We start from the raw sequence: 18,680 nt of genomic DNA on the forward strand, positions 1-18,680 counted from the left end.
CACCAGTGGGATGAAATGCACCGCACCCGCAAGCCCACGTTCGTCCTGTGTGGCGAGCCCCAGGGGGATGTGCTCAATCTCTATGTTCACGGTTACTCGGCGTTCTTCAACCGCCAGCAACTGGGCAACTTCAAGCAGCAGTTGGCGGGTATCGAAGGTTCGACCAACTTGATGCTGTTCTGGCCGGCGGGGCATTTTCTGGAAAACCTGTTTGCACCGTTCAAGGACGTGCTCGCCTCGCTGCTCGGCGGTGGCGGCCTGGGCGCGGCGACGGTGGGCGTGGGCAAGGCTATTGCCTATTTTCTCGACCATTACAAAAGTGTCGAGGCACGGGTGGATGAAGTGGCCAAGACCTTGTTGCCCGAACTGGCCGGCTACCTGCGCAACCAGGCGCTGCCGGTGCGGCGCATCAACCTGATCGGCCATTCCCTGGGCGCACGCATTCTGGTCAAGAGCCTGCTGGCCAGCCCCGAGATCGCTCGCGAATTGCCGTTGAATAACCTGTTGTTGATGGGCGGCGCGATCTGCACTTCGAGCCCGTGGGACGAAGTGTCGGCGCCGCTCAAGGGGCGGCTCATCAACTGCCATTCCAGCAAGGACTGGGCGCTGGCCATGAAGCCCGATACCGAGCGTTGCATCGGTCGCTATGCGATTGACGTGACGCCCGCGCTCAAGGCCAAGGTCACCAATGTGCACCTGGCCAGCTTCGATCATGCCGCCTATTGGCCGCAGTTGAAGACGGTGGTGCAGTACACCGATTTGCTGCAGGAGCGGCGCGGCATGATCCGTGTGGACTCGCGCAGCAGTGACGTGCGGTTTGCCGAAGCGGACGGGGACCTGTACCCGGCGTTGGTGCAAGCGCGGCCGGAGGAGCTGAAGTTTCTTGCCGAACTGATGGCGCAAAAGCGCAGTGCCGCGATTGATGCCAGTGTGCGTGAGCCGTTGAAACTGGCCATTGAATTGCAGCGCATGGGCGGTGATAGCTTTATGAACCTGGCCCGTGGCCATGGCGTGGGCTATCGCCAGATTGCCGAAGATGTGGCGCAACGCCTGGGTATCAAATTCGATCAACCACTTGAGCACGTGGCGCTTGCCGAGATCGAAGGGCAGGTCGCAGAAACACTGATCGAGCAGTACAAGGACAAACTCAGCCGCGCTGATCGCCAGGCGTTCGAGGCCGAGCTCAAGGCGGCGGCACAAAAAGAGCAGGGGTTGTTCAACCGCTTGGATGTGGGCCGTTCGGCTACCGCAGCCTTGAGCGGCACGGCGTTGGCCGGGCTGACCGGGTTTATCCTGCGGCGCGGTGCGGCGACGGCGATTCCGGTAGTGGGCCAGGCGCTGGCTGCGGCGATGTTGCTGGTCAGCGGGGTGCGGGCGTTTTCCGGCCCGGCGTATTCGATCACCACCTTGGCGGTACTGGTGGTCGGCGTGATCCGCCAACGCATGGAGCGCGAGGCGCTCAACCAGGAACTGGAGCTGGTGGTGCAAGTGGTGGAAGCGTTTGACCTGCCGCGAGACACGGTGATGCGCACGGTCGCGTCCGACTGATAAGCTGCTGCCCAAGTCTTGTGTATTTGCCTGGAATACCGCGTGAAATTCAGCCTGCCGAAAATCGCTACCGCTCCGTTTTGCCCGCCGGAAGTGGCCGGCTCTGTCGCTGTTGATCCCAAGGCCTCGTTTTTTAAACGGGTGCTGATGTTCGCTGGCCCCGGCCTGTTGATCTCCATTGGCTACATGGACCCCGGCAACTGGGCAACGGCCATTGAGGCCGGTTCACGCTACGGCTATAGCCTGTTGTTTGTGGTGCTGCTGGCCAGCCTGGCGGGGATGGCGGTGCAATGCCTGTGTTCACGGCTGGGCATCGCCACTGGCAAGGACCTGGCGCAACTGTGCCGTGAGCGCTACAGCCAGCGCTCTGCTCGTACCCAGTGGGTGTTGGCGGAAATCTCCATCATCGCCACAGACCTTGCCGAAGTGCTCGGCTGCGCCCTGGCGTTTCACCTGTTGCTGGGCGTGTCGTTGACCACCGGCATTGTCATCACTGCCTTCGATACGCTGTTGATCCTGGCCCTGCAAAATCGTGGTTTTCGCCGCCTCGAAGCGATCATGCTGGCGCTGGTCGCCACCATCGGCGTGTGCTTTTTCATCGAACTGGTGCTGATCAAACCCTACTGGCCCGACGTGCTCAGCGGGTTCACCCCGTCACTGTCGGCCATCAGCGATGCGGCGCCGTTGTACCTGGCCATCGGCATCCTCGGCGCTACGGTCATGCCCCATAACCTCTACCTGCACACCTCTATCGTGCAGACCCGCCTGATCGGCAAGGACCTGGCGAGCAAGCAGGATGCAGTCAAGCTGGCGCGTATCGATACCATCGGCTCCCTGGCCTTGGCGCTGTTGGTCAACGCCGCGATCCTGGTGCTAGCCGCAGCGGCCTTCTACAAGACCGGCCATACCGATGTGGTGGAAATCCAGGACGCCTATCACCTGCTCGACCCCCTGGTCGGCGGTGCTTTCGCCAGCATCCTGTTCGGTATCGCCTTGCTTGCTTCGGGCCAGAGTTCGACCTTTACCGGCACCATTGCCGGCCAAGTGATCATGGAGGGTTACCTCAACCTACGTATACCTTGCTGGCAGCGCCGCCTGATTACCCGTGGGCTGGCGTTGATCCCGGCGTTTCTAGGCGTATGGCTGATGGGTGATGATGCCATCGGCAAGCTGCTGATTCTCAGCCAGGTGGTACTGAGCCTGCAGTTGCCCTTTGCGTTGTACCCGTTGATCCGCATGACCGGTGACAAGCAATTGATGGGGCCGTTCGTCAATCGGCTGCCCACGCGGCTGCTGGCGTGGTTTCTGTTCGCGGTGATCAGTGGGGCGAATGCGTGGTTGATTGGGCAGTGGTTGTTCTGACACTGAGGTGCATTGCCGAGGCAGTGCCTACACCAAGATGGCCAAGGATGTGTATTGGGCAACTTCTGGGTCAGCAGTCAATAGCTTCATCGGCTCAGTCATGGCTGTTGCAATGATCAGCCGATCGAAGGGATCCTTGTGATGATGTTCAAGATCCCTGACGGCAATGGCATGCTCCAGGCTGATGGGTAATTCGACGAAGCCACTTTCCAGGCAGTATTCGCGAATTTTATCTAAGTCCACAGCGAGCTTTCCCAAGCTAACCTTGATTGCCATCTCCCAAAATGTCGCCGCACTGACGTAAATTTCGGCGGCGTTTTCTATCAGCTTGCGGGCTTTACCGGACAGTTTGGAGTCATCGTTGAGTGCCCATAGCAGGATATGGGTATCCAACAATAGCCTCATGAATGACTGGCCTCAAAGGCATCCAAAAGATCGCTGGGGAGTGGGGCGTCGAAGTCTTCAGGAATGGTCAACTCGCCCTTCATTGCGCCAATTCGCCGGCCCTTGGACTTACCAAGCGGGACGAGCTGCGCCATTGCGCGACCATGTTTGGCGATAGTGATGATTTTGCCAGCGGCGGCTTCATCGACCAGTTTGGACAGGTTGTTTTTTGCCTCACCGAGGGCAACGGTAATCATGGGGGCTTCTCCGTGTTTTGGCCAAATATAGCCAAAACTACGACCGCTATCAAAGATGGCACGACCACTGGCGGCCGCTCGTTCAGCGCGGGATGGTGTGTGGTACGTAGTGACCATGAAGTCTCTCCAAATAAATTTGGCTAAAGTCTGCCCCAGCGCACCGTCCCCAGAAATACTGGCCCTCAAAATCAGAACGGGCCTACGTTTTCTACTAGGAATATTCCTTCACTGGCGCCGTTCAGCAGCGTCAAAATCCGTCACCGATCCCAATACGGCACCGTCCCAAAACACTCCACGAAATAGTCGATCACCGTGCGCACCTTCAACGACAGTCTGCGGCTGCCCGGCCACAACGCGGCGATCTGTTGGGGCTCCAGGGTTGTCGCGACCTCGTACTCACTCAGCACCGCCTGCAAGGTACCGGCGCGCAGGCTTTCGCCAATCAGCCAGGACGGAAACACCACCAGGCCCAGGCCTTGTTCGGCGGCGTGGGTGAGGGTGTCGGCGTGGTTGCCGGTGATGGGGCCGCTGACGCTGTAGGCAGTCCAGTCGCCTTGGCCGCGGCGGAAGAACCAGCGCTGCTGACCGGTGATGCCTTTGTAGGCCAGGCAATGGTGGTGGGCCAGTTCGTCAGGGTGGCGCGGCGTGCCATGTTGGGCCAGGTAAGCAGGGCTGGCCGCGATGCGAAAGCGTTGCGGCGCGAAGATGCGCGCCTGCATGCCCGAGTCATTGAGCACGCCAATACGAAACAGCAGGTCGGTGCCATCTTGCAGCGGGTCGACGAAGGTGTCGGTTTGCTGGATATCCAGCTGCAACTTCGGGTAGCGCCGGCACAGCGCTCCCAGCCAGGGTGCAAGGTGGCGCTGGCCGAACACCATGGGCGCGTTGATGCGCACCAGGCCGCTGGGCTCGCTGTCTTGCTCCTGCAGGGCCTGGTTCGCCGTCTCCAATTGCTCCAGTAGCAAGCGTGCGTGGCGGCCCAGCAGGCGGCCGGCTTCGGTGGGGCTGACGGCACGCGTATGGCGGTAGAGCAATTGCTGGCCGACGGCCTGCTCCATCAGTTGAATCTGCCGCGAGATGGAGGAGGGCGCCAGGCTTTCACGGCGGGCTACTTCGGAAAAGCTGCCCTGGTCCAGCACGGCCACAAACAGGCGTAGCGCCTTGAAACTCAGTTCATTCAAGCCCTGCATCATCTCTCCAGGCTGTGCGTTTTGCGCAAAGGTGTTGTCCGTATAATCCCATTTATCGCACAGCACGGCCACCGGATAATGCGCGCCATGTTTTTCTTTCTTGATACACGGGTGATGTATGCAGGCACGTTCTACCGAGGGGCTGGCGCAGGCCAGGCCGAGCAATAACCTTTTACGGCTGCTGCTGTTGCCGTTGGTGATTCTGGCGGGCATGGGCCTGTCGGTGGAGGCCGGGTTGCTTGGGCCATTGGGCGCGCAGGTCGGGCATTTGTGGGCGACGTTGAGCATCTTTGGCGTTGGCACGGCGGTTCTGTTCTTACTGCTGCTGTTCAGCGGCCCGCAAAAGGGCCCGGCCTTCACGCAACTGCCGCGCTGGCAGTTGATCGGCGGGTTTCTGGGGCCAATGTATGTAGTGGTGTTGACCCTGGCCACACCGCACATCGGCATCGCGATGACCATGATCGCGATCCTCTCGGGCCAGGTGGGCAAGAGTGTGTTGATCGACCACTTCGGCTGGTTCGGCACGGCGCGCAAACGCGTCAATGGCGAGCGCTGGATCGCGTTGGCGTTGATTGTGGCGGCTCTGGTTCTGATTGCACGAGGCTAAGGCGATGAATCTGTTTATGTTGTTGGTGGTGGTGATTGCAGCAGGGGCGGTGCTGAGTGTGCAGGCCGCTATTAATGGGCGTCTGGGCCAGACTGTGGGGGTGTTGCGCAGCAGCCTGTTGACCTTCGCGGTGGGCGCGCTGACCACGGCGCTGTTGATATTTTTCTTCGAGCCGGCCCAGGCCGTCAGCCTGCTGGAGGTGCCCAAGTGGCAATTGACGGGTGCCCTGTTTGGCGTGGTGTACATGATGGTGATGGTCGGCGCGGTGCCGGTGGTCGGTACGGCCGTCGCCACGGTGGCCGTGATTGTCGGGCAACTGGGCATGGGCATGCTGATCGACAACTTCGGCTGGCTGGGCAACCCGGCGATCGAGCTGTCGGGCAGCCGTATTCTCGCGATGCTGTTGCTCGCCCTGGCGTTGGTGTTCATGTACCGCAGCAATAGCCGCCGAGCCGACTGACGGCGCTGAACCATGCCTGCCTGTCCAAGGTCACTGCTTAAGGTGCGGCGCTCGCTGCATCGGACGACCATGAAAAAGGAGTCTGACCATGCCAGATCAAACCTGTGCTTGCCCTCACTGCAAATGTGTATTGGGCGCTGACGCAATCATGAAAGACGGCAAGGGCTATTGCTGCCAGGGCTGTGCCGAGCACCATGCTCACGGTGAACCCTGCGCCGCCGCAACGGGTTGCGAATGCGCCAAGTCGGCCCACGGTTGACAGCATTGACCTGCGGGCCCGGATACCCGGTGCCTGCAGGGTGAGTAAAAACAGTTCGCTTGCCCGCGGCCAGTCTTTACCATGGCGGCCCATCCTTGATTGATGTGTACCCGCCATGGCCCTGGCCGCGCCTCCCGACCTCACTGATCACGCCGTTCCCGTGCAACCGTTGGCGCGTACCTACCCGCGTGGATTATACGTAGAGCCGCACAGCCACGATTGGGGCCAACTGCTCTACGCCATGAGCGGGGTGATGTGGGTCGAGACGCCCCGCGAAGCCCTGGTAGTGCCGCCCCAGCGTGCAGTGTGGTTGCCGCCGGGGGTGGAGCACGGCATCCGCGTGGTCTCCGATTTGCAGATGCGCAATATCTACCTGCGCCCGGCGTTGGCGGCGACGCTGGACAGCCAGGTGCAGGTGATCGAAGTGGGCCGCTTGTTGCGGGAGTTGATCGTGACCTTGGTCGAGCAGGGTGATCACGGTGATGCGGTTTACTATGACGCTGTGGTGGGCCTGGCCCTGTTGGAGTTGCAACGCGCACGGCGCTCGCCTATTCGCATCGCCATGCCGGTGGCGGCGGATCGTCGGCTGATCAATGCGTGCCAGGCGGTCATGGCGTCGCCCTCCCTGGACATTCCGTTCGAGCAGCACGCCGAGGCCGCGGGCGCCAGCGTGCGCACTTTAGCGCGGCTGTTCCAGCAGCACCTGGGCATGGGGTTTGCCCAGTGGCGCCGTCAGGTGCAGTTGGCTACGGCGGCGGCGGAGTTGATCCAGGGCCAGTCGGTGAGCGGCATAGCGCACACCCTGGGCTATTCGCCCAGCAGCTTCAGCGACATGTTCCGACGTGAACTGGGCGTGTCGCCGTCCCAGTACCGGGGTTGGCCGAAATCCTGAAGCACTTGGCCGATACCCACGGTAGGCGCGCCCTAGACTGAGCCTATCAATCCACCGGGCGCAGCCTTCATGAGCTATTTGATTTCCTTGGCCATCGGCCTGTTTGTCGGCGTGATCTACGGCGCGCTGGACTTCCGTTCACCGGCACCGCCTGCTATCGCACTGGTCGGCCTGATGGGCATGCTGCTCGGCGAAAAGCTCTGGCCCATGACGCGACAGTTGGTCAGTGGTTGGTTGTCCTGATCCCTTTTCCCTTCGACGGATGCCCTCGATGAACGCACTGCAATTTACCGCCACCGGCGACCTCGCCCACCTGAGCCTGGTGGAGGTGCCCGTGCCGGTGCCGTCTGCCGGCGAAGTGCTGGTGCAGATTAACGCTGCGGGCCTGAACCCCAGCGACGTGAAAAACGTGCTTGGCCGCTTCCCCTACACCACGCTGCCACGCATCCCAGGGCGTGATTTTGCCGGCGTGGTGGTGGAGGGGCCGCAAGCATTGCTCGGCCAGGCAGTCTGGGGCACCGGTCGCGACCTGGGTTTTTTCGCTGACGGTTCCCATGCCCAATACCTGCGCGTATCCGCCAAGGGCGTGGCGCACAAACCCGCGCATTTGAGCTTTGCCCAGGCGGCCAGCCTCGGCGTGCCCTATACCACCGCCTGGGATGCCCTGGAGCGCAGCGGCGTTGGCCAGGGCACGCGCTTGCTGGTGATTGGCGCCAACGGTGCGGTCGGCAGTGCGGCGCTGGCGCTGGCGAAGATACGCGGCGCGCAGGTGCTGGCGGCTGTGCGCAAGGCCGATCAGCTCGAGTTGTTGCAGGCTCAAGGGTTGGACGCGATTGCCTTGGGCAAGCCAGAGGCGCTGGGCGCGCAAGTGCAGGCCGTGTTCAAGGGCGGCGCCGACGTGATCTTTGACACCACCGGTTTCTGGCTGCCTGCCGCGGTGGCGGGGCTGGCACCGTTCGGCCGCATTGCGATCATCGCCGCCCCGGTTGACGGCCTCGTGCAGTTACCGGCCCTGGCGCTGTACCGTAAGGGCGGGTCGGTGGTGGGGATCAACTCTTTGCTCTATAGCTGCGAACAATGCGCGGTGATGCTGGAGGCGTTTGGGCGCTTCTTTGATGAAGGCCTGTTGCCGCTGCCTACGGGGTTGCGTGAAGTGGCGTTGGTGGAGGGTGTTCAGTGCTATGCAGAAGTGAACAACGGCAGCCCAGACAAAATCATTTTCCTGCCCTGATGGGATAGAAATGTGGGAGCGGGCTTGCTCGCGAATGCGGTGCATCAGTCACCTATATATCGACTGACACTCTGCATTCGCGAGCAAGCCCGCTCCCACAATGTTGATCTTTATTCGGTTTCGGGAACGCCTTTTTCCCACGCCGACCAGTTCTTCACAATCGCTTGGACCAACGGGTTGCCCGTGCGGTACAGGTTTTCCAGCGCCGGTACAAACCCACCCTGATCGGCATACTTGAGCAGGTTGTCCACTTCGCTGTAGCCAGGGTAAGGCCGGTCAAAGTCAGAGCCTGCGCGCACCACGGCCAGACGCTGGATATCCACCAAGCCTTCGCGGCTGGCGCGTAGCAGCGCTTCGTAGGTGGAGTTGTCCTCCTGTTGGGTGGTGCAGTATTCGCCTTTGTTGTCGGTGAGCAACTGGGTCCAGACTTCGGCACGTTCGCTCAACCGCGTGCCGGAAAACCAAGTGTTGCCCGCCAGGGTGTCGCAGCGGGTGACTTGCGGCGGCTGGTTGGCCGGGGCGGCGGGGTAGTGTTTGCGCCAGGCGGCGGACTCTGTGCTTTCTGTCAGCTCCACCTTGTGCGACAAGGCAAACGCCTTGGCTTGCAGCTTTTGGTTGAGCTCAAACACTTCGGTCTTGTAGTCCAGCGGAGGTTTTTCGTTGGGCCCCTTGGTGTTGATCCCGATATAGCCCGTCGGCCAGTCCTTGGGCGCATCCCGTGAATCCAGCTCCCACTGCGTGCCGAACTCCACCAGGTAATGGGCCCAGGCGGCGGTACCGATGGTGCCGTGCTTGGGGTTGATGCCGGCGATCCCGGCGATCAGGAAGTAGCTCTGGCGCAGGTCGAACTTGGGCGACAAGGCCAGGGCCAGGGTAGATGCGGCAGCGTTGGTCTGGCCCATGCCGGTCACCAGCAGGCACACGTCCTGGTTGTTGCAGCGAATCACTGGATATTCGGCGGACAAGCCTGGAACGCGTACCTCTTGTTTAAGTTCGAGGCGGTCGATCCAGGTTTGCGCCTCGGGGGCAAACATGGTGATCAGCATCACCTTGGGTTTGATCGGTGCTGGGCTATCCGCCAGCACCATGTGGGGCAATAGGGCCAGGCCGACGGCCAGCGAGACACGGGTCAATGCGTTCATCTACAGCTCCTTGATCAGAATTGATAGCCCACGCCGGCGTAGTAACCCCAGCCGTCTGAGCGTGCGCGGAAGTTGCCTTCGCCGAAATTCAACTCGCTGCCGTCCTCCCAGTTGCCGCCGTTGTGAAAGTAACGGCCGACCAGGGTAAAGCGCAGATGGGTAAACGAGTACAGCAACACGTTGGTGGCCACCAGGGAATTGGCGGTGCGCGCCGGGTTGTCCTTGTGCAGGTCCGAGCCGAAATCGTAGTTGGTGAAACCGATGTAGGTCAGCGAGGCGCCGTTGTCGAACTTGCCGATGGGCACGATGTACTTCATCTGCGCTCGGTAGCCGTCCCAGGAATACTCATTACTGGCGCCGTAGTTTTCCCACTGGTAGCGCCCATAGAAGTTGGCCGACAGGTTGACCCGCGAGTGGGTGTCGATATCGGTGCCCAGGCCGCTGTACAGAGTGTTGGCGCGGTTTTCCTTGCGGCTGCCGTGGTCGTAGATCCAGTCAAAGGCCACATACCATTCCTTGAATGGGCCAATTGCCAGGCTGCGTCCTGCGAGGTAGTCGATGGAGATCCGCGGTTCATGCTCCATGAACACCGGCGAGCCATGGTCCCACACGCCTTTGTCATTACTGTTGCCGATGGTGAGAATCTTCGGCACATCGATATAGCCGTACAACTCAAAGGGGCCCTTGCGCCCGAAGTACTCGTATTCCAGATAGACGTCATCCTGTGGCTTGGGACCGAAACTGATGTCTTTGCTGCCGATCAGCGTGAGGTCCTGGTTGAACCACTCGGACAAATAGACGCCTTTTTTCGTCGGCGGGTTGGCTTCAGGGCTGAGGGTTTCGCCCTGTGCTGAGTCATCGATGGGCTTTTCCTGCGCCAAAATGGGTGCACTGAGTACTCCCGTAACGGCGGCCAGTAGCAACGAAACGCCGAGACCAGCACGAGGCTTTGAGGTGGGGTGCATTGAAAGTCCTTATTCTTACGCGGTTTAAACCCGATTCGACGGGGAGGAGTGAACTTAGCGGTCAAGTTCGTTCCGCAAACGTTTGCACAGGCTGTACCAACTTGGGTCAATGGCTTGAACTGTTTAGAAAAAAGTCGAATTTGCCGACGCTTTGGTCAGGAAAACAGTGGGATTTCTGTCATCCTGACGCGCCAACCCTTTGGAGGAACCCGATGTTCGAACACTACCTGCGTGCCTGGAACCTGAGTGTCGATGGAGAGCCTATCGTCACACCGGGCAGCCACCTCTTGCCGGTGCGCTGGAAAGGCGTGCCGGCGATGCTGAAAATTGCCCATACGCCTGAGGAAAAACTCGGCGGCCGCCTGTTGAGCTGGTGGGCAGGTGACGGCGCGGCACGCGTATTCGCCCATGACCACAACGCCGTGTTGATGGAACGCGCCACGGGGCCAGGTTCCTTGATGCGCATGGCCCTCAATGGCCAGGACGACGAAGCCAGCCAGATAGCCTGCGCCACCCTGGCCCGGCTGCATTCGCCTCGTGCGTCGCCGCCCGAAGGGTTGGTGGGGCTGGACGAGTGGTTCAGTTCCTTGTGGCACGCCGCCGAGCAGGAGGGTGGCGCCTTACGCGACTGCGCGGTAATGGCCCGCACATTGCTGGCTGCGCAACAGGAGGTGGTGGTACTGCATGGTGATTGCCATCACGACAATATCCTCGACTTTGGCTCTCGGGGCTGGCTGGCGATTGATCCAAAGCGGGTGATGGGCGAGCGCGGTTACGATTACGCTAATTTGATCTGCAACCCGGATTTGCCGACCAGTAGCGACCCGCTGCGTTTCAGCCGCCAGGTCGGGGTTATCGCCTTGGCGGCGGGTCTCTCGCGTCCACGCTTGTTGCAATGGGTGGTGGCTCATGCCGGGTTGTCCGCCGCCTGGTTTCTGGAAGACCAGGAGCGCGACCGTGCCATGAATGAGTTGCAGGTTGCTCGCCTGGCACAACGGGAACTGGCTCAGTTGAATAATTGAAGTGCGGCCTGCCGCCGGTATTCACTCGGCGTCTGGTGCATTTCGATACGAAAGTGGCGGTTGAAATTCGACAGGTTGGCGTAGCCCACCTCAAAGCAGATGTCCGCCACTGACATCTGGCTGTGCAACAGCAAGCGGCAGGCACGCTGCACCCGGAACTTGCGCATCAGGTCGATAAAGCCATGGCCGGTGTTGCGCTTGAAAAACCGCGAAAAGCCCGGTTCGCTCATGTCCAATTGCCGGGCGATATCCGACAGGCGTACATCGCCGGTCAACTCCCGCATCAGGTAGTCAAACGCCTTGTTGATACGTTCGGCGCTGCGCGCATCCAGGGTCGGTGCGTAGCACGGGCTGGCCAGGGTATTGGCCTGTGCAGGCGGTGCGTTCTTCAGGGTGTCGAGCAGTTGCAGGAACAGGGTCAGGCGTTGCAACCCATGGGCGCTGCCGATGGCCTCCATCAGCCCTGCCGCGCTCGTTGCGGTCTCGCCGGTGAATTCTATGCCCCGTCGCGCCCGTGCAAACAGTGACTGTAAATCACCGAGCTCAGGCAGGGTGGTGCGCAGGGCGAGCAGGGCGGCGCCGTCGAATTGCAGTACCACATCGCGTCCGTGCTGGTATTCGCCGGGGGCCAGGTCACCGATCCAGTCGTGGGGCAGGCCAGGGCCGATCAGCGCGACATGCCCGGCGCTGAACGCACCGATATAGTCGCCCGCCACCAGCTTGCCGCTGCCTTGGCGGATCAGGTGGATTTCGAATTCAGGATGATGGTTCCAGCGCGCCAATTCATAGGGATAGTCATGTTCGAACCAGCGAAAGCCGTGTTCCGGTTCGGGCAGGATCACCTCAAGCTCCGCAGGGCGGTGCTCGAACAGGGTGGCGGGGCTGATGGGCATGGTGCTGCCTCTTGTGATGGTGCAATTTTCCCAAAATACCCTCACTGGCAATCGGTGCGCTAGCCCCGGTTTCGCCTGAGACTGATACTTTTTTGATCCTGTGCCTCAGGTTAAAAAAGTATCAGCCTCGCATTCGCCAGCCGTTTGTGACGCGGCAGGCCAAGCTGCTGTAATCGAGGCTCAACAACAAGGGGCGGCAAGCTGTTCTCGGCGACGCTCACCGGCTACCGGCAATAACTTTTTCAGGAGACCCCATGAAACGACTCGAAGGTAAAAGCGCGCTGATCACCGGATCGGCGCGTGGCATTGGCCGTGCGTTTGCCCAGGCCTACATCGCTGAAGGCGCCACGGTAGCCATTGCCGACATCAACCTGCAACAGGCCCAAGCCACCGCCGCCGAACTGGGGCCGCAGGCTTACGCCGTGGCGATGGACGTCACCGACCAAGCCTCCATCGACGCGGCCGTCGCCACGGTGGTGAGCCATGCGGGCAAGCTCGATATCCTGATCAACAACGCCGCCCTGTTCGACCTGGCCCCCATCGTCGACATCACCCGCGACAGCTTTGAACGGCTGTTCTCGATCAACGTCGCCGGCACCCTGTTCACCCTGCAGGCCGCAGCCCGGCAGATGATCAGCCAAGGGCATGGCGGCAAGATCATCAACATGGCCAGCCAGGCCGGGCGGCGCGGCGAGCCGTTGGTAGCGGTCTATTGCGCGACCAAGGCGGCGGTGATCAGCCTGACGCAATCGTCGGGGTTGAACCTGATCAAGCAAGGCATCAATGTGAATGCCATCGCCCCCGGTGTGGTGGACGGTGAGCATTGGGATGGGGTGGATGCGCTGTTCGCCAGGCATGAAGGGCTGGCGCCTGGCGAGAAGAAAAAGCGCGTAGGGGATGAGGTGCCGTTTGGGCGGATGGGCACGGCGCAAGACCTGACCGGCATGGCGATCTTCCTGGCGTCGAAGGACGCCGATTATGTGGTGGCCCAGACCTATAACGTTGATGGCGGCAATTGGATGAACTAGTGTTTGACGCTGACCCAACTGTGGGAGCTGGCTTGCCTGCGATAGCGCTGGTGGATTCACTCCAATCATCGCAGGCAAGCCAGCTCCCACCTTTGAACTTCAGCGTTCTTGAGAATAGGTGAGTCAGCAAAGCATCGATCCCCGCAGTAAACTGTCCCATACTTCAAGATTTCTACGCTCGCCCTCAGGCGCTCGTACGTGCAGACCACCCGAGAACGACCATGAGCCTTTCGAAAGCTGCCATCGCTTCATTCGACGTCGACGCCCAGAAGAGCTTCACGCCTTTATGCCCCGACGAGTTGCCAGTGGCCGGTGGCGACCACATTGGTGCCGAACTCAACTACATGGCCAGCCTCGCCGGCCACCGCATCGGCAGCAAGGATGCCCACACCCCCCACGCGCCCTGGGTGGTCGCGCAACACAGCGAGATGCTGCAACCCACCGGCCTGGTCCATGCCGACGTGACCTGGGTCAGCCACTGCGTGCCGGGCACCGAGGGGTTCACCTTGCTCGATGAGTTGCCCACGCCCTATGACTACGACTACTTCATCTGGAAAGGGGTCGAGCCCGACCTGCACCCCTACGGCGCCTGTTACCACGACCTGCACGACAAACTGTCCACCGGCGTCATCGAGTACCTCAAGGCCCACGGCGTGGCCCGCGTGATCGTCGGCGGCCTGGCGCTGGATTACTGCGTCAAGACCACCGCGTTGCAATTGCTCAAGGCCGGCTTGCACGTTGTTCTGCATTTGCCGGCGTGCCGAGGCATCAGCGAGGAGGGCGGTGTACAGGCTGTCGACGAATTGCTCAAGGCCGGTGCACACGTCAGTCGCACCCGCGAAGAACTGGCCCTGATTGCGCAGGGCTAAGCCTCAACGCTCAATCGACCGACTCCACCGCGCATTCCACTGCGGCCGTGCCTGGTTGACCTGGTCCCAATCAATCGAAATGGCGGTCTGCAGATAACCCTGCATGGCCTCCACCCGCGCCCGGGTTTTGTCGGTGGTGGGTGTGGTCGGGTTCGACGGGATCTGGTCACCTTCTTCCAACGCCGGCGCCTGGGCCTCGGCGGTCAGCAAAAACGCTGCGAGCTTCTGCGCCAGTTCCGGCTGGTCATTGCGCGCTATCACGCATTCGGCCACGTTGAGCACCACCGCACCTTCTTTGGGCTGCGAGTACTCCATCGGTATGCCGAGCAGCTTTTGTGTGGCGACCTGGGTCGGGGTCAGGGGGAAGATCGCGGCCTCATCGGTCTGCACCATCTCGGAGATTTTCGCGGAGCTGGCGATGTATTCCAGCACATTGGGGCCAACGGTCTTAGGCCAGGCCTTGAAGCCCGGTTCCACATTGGTTTCGTCGCCACCCTGGATGCGGTTGAACATCAGGAAGCCATGCAGGCCGAAGGTGGAGGAGGCCAGGGACTGGAACACTACTTTGTCCTTGAAGCGCGGGTCGGCCAGGTCCATCCATGAGGTGGGCGCGGCCCAGCCTTTGTCCTTGAACATCTTGGCGTTGTAGCCAAGGCCAGTGACGCCCAGGGTCACGGCCACGGCCTCGTCCTTGATTCGGGCCTTGGCCGGGATCTGTTCCAGCGGCGGGCTCGGCGCGAGCTTGTCGCACAGGCCCATGGAGATGGCGCGGTACATGATGCCGTCGTCGAGGAACATCACATGCATCTGTGGGTTGGCCTTGTTGGCCTGGACCTTGGCGAGGATGTCCGAGGAGGTGCCGGGTACGATCACGACCTTGACGTTATTGGCCTTTTCGAAGGCGGGCAGCACCTTGTCGGCGTACACCCGTTCCATGGTGCCGCCGTTCATGCCCAGGTACAGCGTGGGGGCGGCATGGGCCGTGCCGGTCAGCAAGGCGAGGGACAAGCAGGACAACGCGAGACGTGATTGCATGGAGTTTTTCCTCTCAGGCTTGGAAACGACGGATGGAAAACGCTTCGATGGGTTGGCGGCTGGTGCCGTCGCAGACGATCTCTGCCAAGGCTTCACCGACGGCGGGGCCGAGCTGGAACCCGGCGCCGGCAAAGCCGAAACCGTGGAGCAGGCCGGGTTGGGTACTACTGGGGCCGATCACCGGTTCGTGGTCGGGCAGGTAACCTTCGGTGCCACTCCAGGTGCGAATGGCCTGGGCACCCTGGAGAAACGGGTAGAGTTCGCCGGCATTACGCAGAATCTCCAGCACCGCTGCCTGGCCCGGCCTGGCCTGCTGCGGGCCCAGGGCAAAGCCGCGCCCGCCACCGAGAATGCAATTGCCGCGGGCGACTTGCCGCGCATAGATGCCGCCACCCTCGACGCCGGTGCTGACGGTCATCACCCCCGGCAGCGGCTCGGTGACCAGCATCGCCGGGTGCGCCGAGATGATCGGCACCGGCTCGCCCAATTGCGCTGCGACCTTGCCGGCCCAGGCGCCCGCGCAGTTGAGCAGCCACGGCGCTTGCAAGTGCAGGCCGTTGGCGCAGTGCACCTGGAATAGCCGGCTGTCGTGCTCGATGCCGATTACCTCGGCTTGCTCGTACACCGCAGCGCCATGGCGCTGGGCGGCACGGGCAAAGGCCGGGGCCACCAGGCGCGGGTTGGCATGCCCGTCATCGGGGCACAACGAGGCGCCCACTGCCACGTCGCCCACCCAGGGGAAACGCCTGCGTAACTCGCTGCGGTCCAGCAGTTGCAGGCCCAGGTCGAAGCCACGGGTCTGCTCGGCGTAGGCTTGCAGTGCGGCAAAATCCCCAAGGCTGCGCGCCAGCTTCAAATGCCCGGAGCGCACGTATTCACCCTCGATACCAATCAACCCGGGCAGGTCGGCCCACAGTTGATGGGCGCGCTGCGACAGCGGCAACTGATGCAAGGGCCGCCCCTGGCGCCGCACGCCGCCGTAATTGACGCCGCTGGAATGCGAGCCACAAAAATCCCGTTCTACCAGTGCCACCCGCTGGCCTTTTTGCGCGAGAATCAAGGCCGCCGAAGCCCCGACGATGCCGCCCCCCAAGACGATTGCGTCGATCATGGCTGCACCCGCACGCCAAACGGCAGCGGCTTGATCGGCGCCTGGCCCCGCAAGCGCCCGATCTGGGGGAGGTCGCGGCCGCTGCGCTCGGCGACGATTTCCGCCGCCGCCAGCCCGCACATCCGCCCCTGGCAGCGGCCCATGCCGACGCGGCAATGGGCTTTGACCCGGTTGATTTCCCAGTGGCCTTCATCCACCACGGCGCGCACCTCGCCGACGCTGACCTCTTCGCAGCGGCACAGGATCAGTTCGTCTGGCGCTTGCGCGGCCCAGTGCTCAGGGAAGGGGAACGCGGTTTCCAGGCCCTGGCGAAAGTGCTGGATACGCGCCAACTGCCGCTCCAGTGTGGCCCGGCGGTGTTGGTCGACCACGACACCGGTATCCTTCAGCAGCGCTAGCGCGGCGCATTCGCCGGCCATGTGCGCGGCATCGGCGCCCATGATGCCGGCGCCGTCGCCCGCCAGGTACACCCCTTCGACACTGCTGCGCCCGGCGCTGTCACGTTGCGGCAGCCAGGCGCGATTGAGCGGGTTCCAGGCAAACTCACAGCCGAGCAGATCGGCCAATTGCGTTTCGCTGCGCAGGGCATGGGCGAAGGCTACCGCATCGCATGGCAGGGTCTGTTCGCCGAAGCGAATGCCACGCACCCGTTGGTCGCCGTCGATCTGCTTGAGCATTGCGCCCTGATGCACGGCAATCCCGTGGGCGGTCAGCCAGGCGCGGTAATACATGCCTTTGGCCAGGGTCGCCGGTTGCCTGAGCAGCGCTGGCAAGGCCCGGCATTGAGCGCTCAGCGGCGCACTGTCAAGCACCGCCAGCACCTTGGCACCGGCCTTTGCGTATTGGTACGCGACTAAATAGAGCAGCGGCCCGGAGCCACAAAACACCACGCGTTCGCCAATAGCGCAACCTTGGTACTTCAAGGCGATTTGTGCCGCGCCCAGGCTGTAGACACCGGGCAATGTCCAGCCCGGCACAGGCAGGATGCGGTCGGTGGCGCCGGTGGCGACTATCACCTGCGCGTATTCGAGGCTGTCGGCGCGCCCGTTATTGAGCATGTCCAGGCGACCGTCCTCGGCGTTCCACACCAAGGTATCGGGCCGATAGTCGATCAAGGCTGCCAGTTCATCCATGGTGCGGTGCACGGCTTGGGCCTTGCGCGCTTCAAACCCGTAGACCTGCCTGGCGGTGCGTTGAAACCCTGGAGGTTGGCGCCGATAAATCTGCCCGCCACCGCGCGGGCTCTCATCCACCAGGCACGGTGTGATGCCATGGTCGAGCAAGGTGCGCGCCGCGCTGATTCCCGCCGGGCCTGCTCCCACTATCACTACCGGCTTCATGGCTGGCGCCCCGGATCACGGCTGATCGCCTGGCCTTCTTCCAGCAGGGTCGAACAGGCGCGCACCCGCCGCCCATCGGCCAGGCGCACCCAACAATCCTGGCACGCGCCCATCAGGCAAAACCCGGCGCGGCGCTCGGCACTGAAATCGCTGCTGCGCAGGTGCTCGGCGCAGGTCAGTATGGCGGTCAGCAGGGTATCGCCGAGCAACCCTGTGGCGGGCTGGCCGTCAAGGGTGAAGGCCAGGGCAGGGCGTTGGGTTTCGCTCAGTCGCTTGAACAAGGCCATCAGTGTTTCCCCACCAGCACGCGGTCCAGGCCGTAGACCCGGTCGAGCACAATCATGGTCGCTGCCGTCAGTGCGATGACCAGCGCCGACACGGCCGCCATCATCGGGTCGATGGACTCGGTGGCGTACACGTACATGCGCACCGGCAGGGTTTGCGTGGCCGGTGAGCTGACGAAAATCGACAGGGTCACTTCATCGAAACTGTTGATGAACGCCAGCAACCACCCACCGGCCACACCGGGCAAAATCATCGGCAGGGTGATCTGCCGGAACAGCGTAAAGCGCCCGGCGCCGAGGGATTCGGCGGCCTGCTCGGCACTGCGATCAATGCCGATGGCCGCCGCCAATACCAGGCGCAACACATAGGGGGTGATGATCACTACGTGTGCGAGCATCAGCCAGGTAAAGCTGCCGTTCACGCCCATCAGCGCAAACAGGCGCAGCATCGCCACCCCCAGCACCAGGTGCGGAATGATGATGGGCGACAGGAACAGCGCACTGAAGAAGTTGCGCCCCGGGAACGAATAGCGACTGATCGCCAGGGCCGCCGGCACCGCGATCAGGGTCGCCAGGGTGGCGGCAGTGAAGGCCAGGATCAGGCTGTTGTAGAACGCCTGGATAAAGTCGGCGCGTTCGAACACCGCGCGAAACCAGCGCAGGGAGAAGCCCGACGTGGGCAGGCTCAAGGTGTTCTCTGGTGTGAATGCCACCAGGCACACCACCACCAGTGGCGCCATCATGAACAGCACCACCACGGCATGGAAACCGAGGGCCAAAGGACCATTTCTGGACATGCGC

General features: G+C 62.1%; 22 protein-coding genes. 11 read left to right on the plus strand and 11 right to left on the minus strand.

Annotated elements, in window-relative coordinates:
* Both E1K68_RS11475 and E1K68_RS11480 read left to right on the plus strand, forming a co-directional pair.
* A partial coding sequence (locus tag E1K68_RS11475) for a DUF726 domain-containing protein (RefSeq protein ID WP_212614116.1) occupies nucleotides 1-1,548 on the plus strand: 1,548 nt, incomplete at its 5' end.
* A gap of 42 nt (nucleotides 1,549-1,590) precedes the next feature.
* Entirely contained in the window at nucleotides 1,591-2,910 is a 1,320-nt protein-coding gene (locus tag E1K68_RS11480) for an Nramp family divalent metal transporter (RefSeq protein WP_003191984.1), read from the plus strand.
* Between the two features lie 27 nt (nucleotides 2,911-2,937).
* Here the strand turns inward: E1K68_RS11480 and E1K68_RS11485 are convergent, their stop codons facing one another.
* The 3 genes from E1K68_RS11485 to E1K68_RS11495 all read right to left on the minus strand — a co-directional run bounded on the left by E1K68_RS11485 (nucleotide 2,938) and on the right by E1K68_RS11495 (nucleotide 4,741).
* On the minus strand, nucleotides 2,938-3,315 hold the full coding sequence (locus E1K68_RS11485; RefSeq protein ID WP_003191983.1) for a type II toxin-antitoxin system VapC family toxin: 378 nt from the start codon (nucleotides 3,313-3,315) through the stop codon (nucleotides 2,938-2,940).
* A complete protein-coding gene (locus E1K68_RS11490) occupies nucleotides 3,312-3,551 on the minus strand; it encodes a type II toxin-antitoxin system Phd/YefM family antitoxin (RefSeq protein WP_122300701.1) in 240 nt (79 codons plus the stop codon). Before E1K68_RS11490 ends, E1K68_RS11485 begins: the two co-directional genes overlap by 4 nt.
* A gap of 257 nt (nucleotides 3,552-3,808) precedes the next feature.
* Complete coding sequence (locus E1K68_RS11495; protein ID WP_014718847.1) at nucleotides 3,809-4,741, minus strand: LysR family transcriptional regulator; 933 nt, start codon at nucleotides 4,739-4,741, stop codon at nucleotides 3,809-3,811.
* Nucleotides 4,742-4,859: 118 nt separating this feature from the next.
* On the opposite strand from E1K68_RS11495, the gene E1K68_RS11500 reads away from it, so the two are divergent.
* The 6 genes from E1K68_RS11500 to E1K68_RS11525 all read left to right on the plus strand — a co-directional run bounded on the left by E1K68_RS11500 (nucleotide 4,860) and on the right by E1K68_RS11525 (nucleotide 8,190).
* Entirely contained in the window at nucleotides 4,860-5,348 is a 489-nt protein-coding gene (locus E1K68_RS11500) for a DMT family transporter (RefSeq protein ID WP_003191978.1), read from the plus strand.
* 4 nt (nucleotides 5,349-5,352) lie between these two features.
* Nucleotides 5,353-5,808: a DMT family transporter gene (locus E1K68_RS11505; protein ID WP_003191976.1), complete on the plus strand. Its 456-nt coding sequence runs from the start codon at nucleotides 5,353-5,355 to the stop codon at nucleotides 5,806-5,808.
* 88 nt (nucleotides 5,809-5,896) lie between these two features.
* The gene (locus E1K68_RS11510; RefSeq protein ID WP_019816816.1) at nucleotides 5,897-6,067 is read left to right on the plus strand and encodes a putative metallothionein; all 171 of its coding nucleotides are present in this window, start codon (nucleotides 5,897-5,899) and stop codon (nucleotides 6,065-6,067) included.
* A gap of 115 nt (nucleotides 6,068-6,182) precedes the next feature.
* On the plus strand, nucleotides 6,183-6,959 hold the full coding sequence (locus tag E1K68_RS11515) for a helix-turn-helix transcriptional regulator (protein WP_212614117.1): 777 nt from the start codon (nucleotides 6,183-6,185) through the stop codon (nucleotides 6,957-6,959).
* 69 nt (nucleotides 6,960-7,028) lie between these two features.
* Nucleotides 7,029-7,202, plus strand: a complete 174-nt coding sequence (locus E1K68_RS11520) for a DUF1427 family protein (RefSeq protein ID WP_003191972.1) — start codon at nucleotides 7,029-7,031, stop codon at nucleotides 7,200-7,202.
* A gap of 28 nt (nucleotides 7,203-7,230) precedes the next feature.
* Nucleotides 7,231-8,190: a zinc-binding alcohol dehydrogenase family protein gene (locus E1K68_RS11525; RefSeq protein WP_137204457.1), complete on the plus strand. Its 960-nt coding sequence runs from the start codon at nucleotides 7,231-7,233 to the stop codon at nucleotides 8,188-8,190.
* A 110-nt stretch (nucleotides 8,191-8,300) separates the two neighbouring features.
* Here E1K68_RS11525 and E1K68_RS11530 read toward each other — a convergent pair whose 3' ends face one another.
* Together E1K68_RS11530 and E1K68_RS11535 are read right to left on the minus strand one after the other, a co-directional pair.
* Nucleotides 8,301-9,332 (minus strand): purine nucleoside permease, encoded by a 1,032-nt coding sequence (locus E1K68_RS11530; RefSeq protein WP_060766981.1) that lies wholly within the window; start codon nucleotides 9,330-9,332, stop codon nucleotides 8,301-8,303.
* Nucleotides 9,333-9,346: 14 nt separating this feature from the next.
* A complete protein-coding gene (locus tag E1K68_RS11535) occupies nucleotides 9,347-10,297 on the minus strand; it encodes a nucleoside-specific channel-forming protein Tsx (protein WP_003191967.1) in 951 nt (316 codons plus the stop codon).
* Between the two features lie 212 nt (nucleotides 10,298-10,509).
* Between E1K68_RS11535 and E1K68_RS11540 the strand changes: the two genes are divergently transcribed.
* Nucleotides 10,510-11,319 carry an aminoglycoside phosphotransferase family protein gene (locus E1K68_RS11540; protein WP_034134509.1) on the plus strand — a complete coding sequence of 270 codons (810 nt, stop codon included), beginning with the start codon at nucleotides 10,510-10,512 and terminating at the stop codon, nucleotides 11,317-11,319.
* Here the strand turns inward: E1K68_RS11540 and E1K68_RS11545 are convergent.
* Entirely contained in the window at nucleotides 11,304-12,212 is a 909-nt protein-coding gene (locus tag E1K68_RS11545) for an AraC family transcriptional regulator (RefSeq protein ID WP_034134508.1), read from the minus strand. The genes E1K68_RS11540 and E1K68_RS11545 overlap by 16 nt on opposite strands.
* Before the next feature lie 254 nt (nucleotides 12,213-12,466).
* Here E1K68_RS11545 and E1K68_RS11550 point away from each other — a divergent pair, with 254 nt between their 5' ends.
* Together E1K68_RS11550 and E1K68_RS11555 are read left to right on the plus strand one after the other, a co-directional pair.
* The gene (locus tag E1K68_RS11550; protein WP_003191963.1) at nucleotides 12,467-13,240 is read left to right on the plus strand and encodes an L-iditol 2-dehydrogenase; all 774 of its coding nucleotides are present in this window, start codon (nucleotides 12,467-12,469) and stop codon (nucleotides 13,238-13,240) included.
* Nucleotides 13,241-13,461: 221 nt separating this feature from the next.
* Complete coding sequence (locus E1K68_RS11555) at nucleotides 13,462-14,109, plus strand: isochorismatase family protein (RefSeq protein ID WP_003191960.1); 648 nt, start codon at nucleotides 13,462-13,464, stop codon at nucleotides 14,107-14,109.
* A gap of 3 nt (nucleotides 14,110-14,112) precedes the next feature.
* On the opposite strand, the gene E1K68_RS11560 is transcribed toward E1K68_RS11555, so the two are convergent.
* The 5 genes from E1K68_RS11560 to E1K68_RS11580 are packed head-to-tail and all read right to left on the minus strand — an operon-like array spanning nucleotide 14,113 to nucleotide 18,676.
* Nucleotides 14,113-15,144, minus strand: a complete 1,032-nt coding sequence (locus E1K68_RS11560) for an ABC transporter substrate-binding protein (protein ID WP_212614118.1) — start codon at nucleotides 15,142-15,144, stop codon at nucleotides 14,113-14,115.
* Nucleotides 15,145-15,157: 13 nt separating this feature from the next.
* Nucleotides 15,158-16,255 carry an FAD-dependent oxidoreductase gene (locus E1K68_RS11565; protein WP_003191958.1) on the minus strand — a complete coding sequence of 366 codons (1,098 nt, stop codon included), beginning with the start codon at nucleotides 16,253-16,255 and terminating at the stop codon, nucleotides 15,158-15,160.
* On the minus strand, nucleotides 16,252-17,595 hold the full coding sequence (locus E1K68_RS11570) for an FAD-dependent oxidoreductase (protein ID WP_212614119.1): 1,344 nt from the start codon (nucleotides 17,593-17,595) through the stop codon (nucleotides 16,252-16,254). The genes E1K68_RS11565 and E1K68_RS11570 overlap by 4 nt, the downstream gene beginning before the upstream one ends.
* On the minus strand, nucleotides 17,592-17,882 hold the full coding sequence (locus E1K68_RS11575) for a (2Fe-2S)-binding protein (RefSeq protein ID WP_003191955.1): 291 nt from the start codon (nucleotides 17,880-17,882) through the stop codon (nucleotides 17,592-17,594). The genes E1K68_RS11570 and E1K68_RS11575 overlap by 4 nt, the downstream gene beginning before the upstream one ends.
* The gene (locus E1K68_RS11580) at nucleotides 17,882-18,676 is read right to left on the minus strand and encodes an ABC transporter permease (protein WP_003191953.1); all 795 of its coding nucleotides are present in this window, start codon (nucleotides 18,674-18,676) and stop codon (nucleotides 17,882-17,884) included. The genes E1K68_RS11575 and E1K68_RS11580 overlap by 1 nt, the downstream gene beginning before the upstream one ends.
* Between the last annotated feature and the right edge of the window lie 4 nt (nucleotides 18,677-18,680).

Source organism: Pseudomonas sp. B2021, assembly GCF_018135665.1.
In the GTDB taxonomy this organism is placed as follows: Bacteria; Pseudomonadota; Gammaproteobacteria; order Pseudomonadales; family Pseudomonadaceae; genus Aquipseudomonas; species Aquipseudomonas lactis.

What these genes read in the sequence shown, in the direction of transcription:
- E1K68_RS11580 (WP_003191953.1), bottom strand. Translation starts at nt 18,676, where the DNA reads ATGTCCAGAAATGGTCCTTTGGCCCTCGGTTTCCATGCCGTGGTGGTG.
- E1K68_RS11555 (WP_003191960.1), top strand. Translation starts at nt 13,462, where the DNA reads ATGAGCCTTTCGAAAGCTGCCATCGCTTCATTCGACGTCGACGCCCAG.
- E1K68_RS11575 (WP_003191955.1), bottom strand. Translation starts at nt 17,882, where the DNA reads ATGGCCTTGTTCAAGCGACTGAGCGAAACCCAACGCCCTGCCCTGGCC.
- E1K68_RS11500 (WP_003191978.1), top strand. Translation starts at nt 4,860, where the DNA reads ATGCAGGCACGTTCTACCGAGGGGCTGGCGCAGGCCAGGCCGAGCAAT.
- E1K68_RS11515 (WP_212614117.1), top strand. Translation starts at nt 6,183, where the DNA reads ATGGCCCTGGCCGCGCCTCCCGACCTCACTGATCACGCCGTTCCCGTG.
- E1K68_RS11570 (WP_212614119.1), bottom strand. Translation starts at nt 17,595, where the DNA reads ATGAAGCCGGTAGTGATAGTGGGAGCAGGCCCGGCGGGAATCAGCGCG.
- E1K68_RS11545 (WP_034134508.1), bottom strand. Translation starts at nt 12,212, where the DNA reads ATGCCCATCAGCCCCGCCACCCTGTTCGAGCACCGCCCTGCGGAGCTT.
- E1K68_RS11530 (WP_060766981.1), bottom strand. Translation starts at nt 9,332, where the DNA reads ATGAACGCATTGACCCGTGTCTCGCTGGCCGTCGGCCTGGCCCTATTG.
- E1K68_RS11505 (WP_003191976.1), top strand. Translation starts at nt 5,353, where the DNA reads ATGAATCTGTTTATGTTGTTGGTGGTGGTGATTGCAGCAGGGGCGGTG.
- E1K68_RS11560 (WP_212614118.1), bottom strand. Translation starts at nt 15,144, where the DNA reads ATGCAATCACGTCTCGCGTTGTCCTGCTTGTCCCTCGCCTTGCTGACC.
- E1K68_RS11540 (WP_034134509.1), top strand. Translation starts at nt 10,510, where the DNA reads ATGTTCGAACACTACCTGCGTGCCTGGAACCTGAGTGTCGATGGAGAG.
- E1K68_RS11535 (WP_003191967.1), bottom strand. Translation starts at nt 10,297, where the DNA reads ATGCACCCCACCTCAAAGCCTCGTGCTGGTCTCGGCGTTTCGTTGCTA.
- E1K68_RS11485 (WP_003191983.1), bottom strand. Translation starts at nt 3,315, where the DNA reads ATGAGGCTATTGTTGGATACCCATATCCTGCTATGGGCACTCAACGAT.
- E1K68_RS11490 (WP_122300701.1), bottom strand. Translation starts at nt 3,551, where the DNA reads ATGATTACCGTTGCCCTCGGTGAGGCAAAAAACAACCTGTCCAAACTG.
- E1K68_RS11495 (WP_014718847.1), bottom strand. Translation starts at nt 4,741, where the DNA reads ATGCAGGGCTTGAATGAACTGAGTTTCAAGGCGCTACGCCTGTTTGTG.
- E1K68_RS11525 (WP_137204457.1), top strand. Translation starts at nt 7,231, where the DNA reads ATGAACGCACTGCAATTTACCGCCACCGGCGACCTCGCCCACCTGAGC.
- E1K68_RS11565 (WP_003191958.1), bottom strand. Translation starts at nt 16,255, where the DNA reads ATGATCGACGCAATCGTCTTGGGGGGCGGCATCGTCGGGGCTTCGGCG.
- E1K68_RS11510 (WP_019816816.1), top strand. Translation starts at nt 5,897, where the DNA reads ATGCCAGATCAAACCTGTGCTTGCCCTCACTGCAAATGTGTATTGGGC.
- E1K68_RS11520 (WP_003191972.1), top strand. Translation starts at nt 7,029, where the DNA reads ATGAGCTATTTGATTTCCTTGGCCATCGGCCTGTTTGTCGGCGTGATC.
- E1K68_RS11550 (WP_003191963.1), top strand. Translation starts at nt 12,467, where the DNA reads ATGAAACGACTCGAAGGTAAAAGCGCGCTGATCACCGGATCGGCGCGT.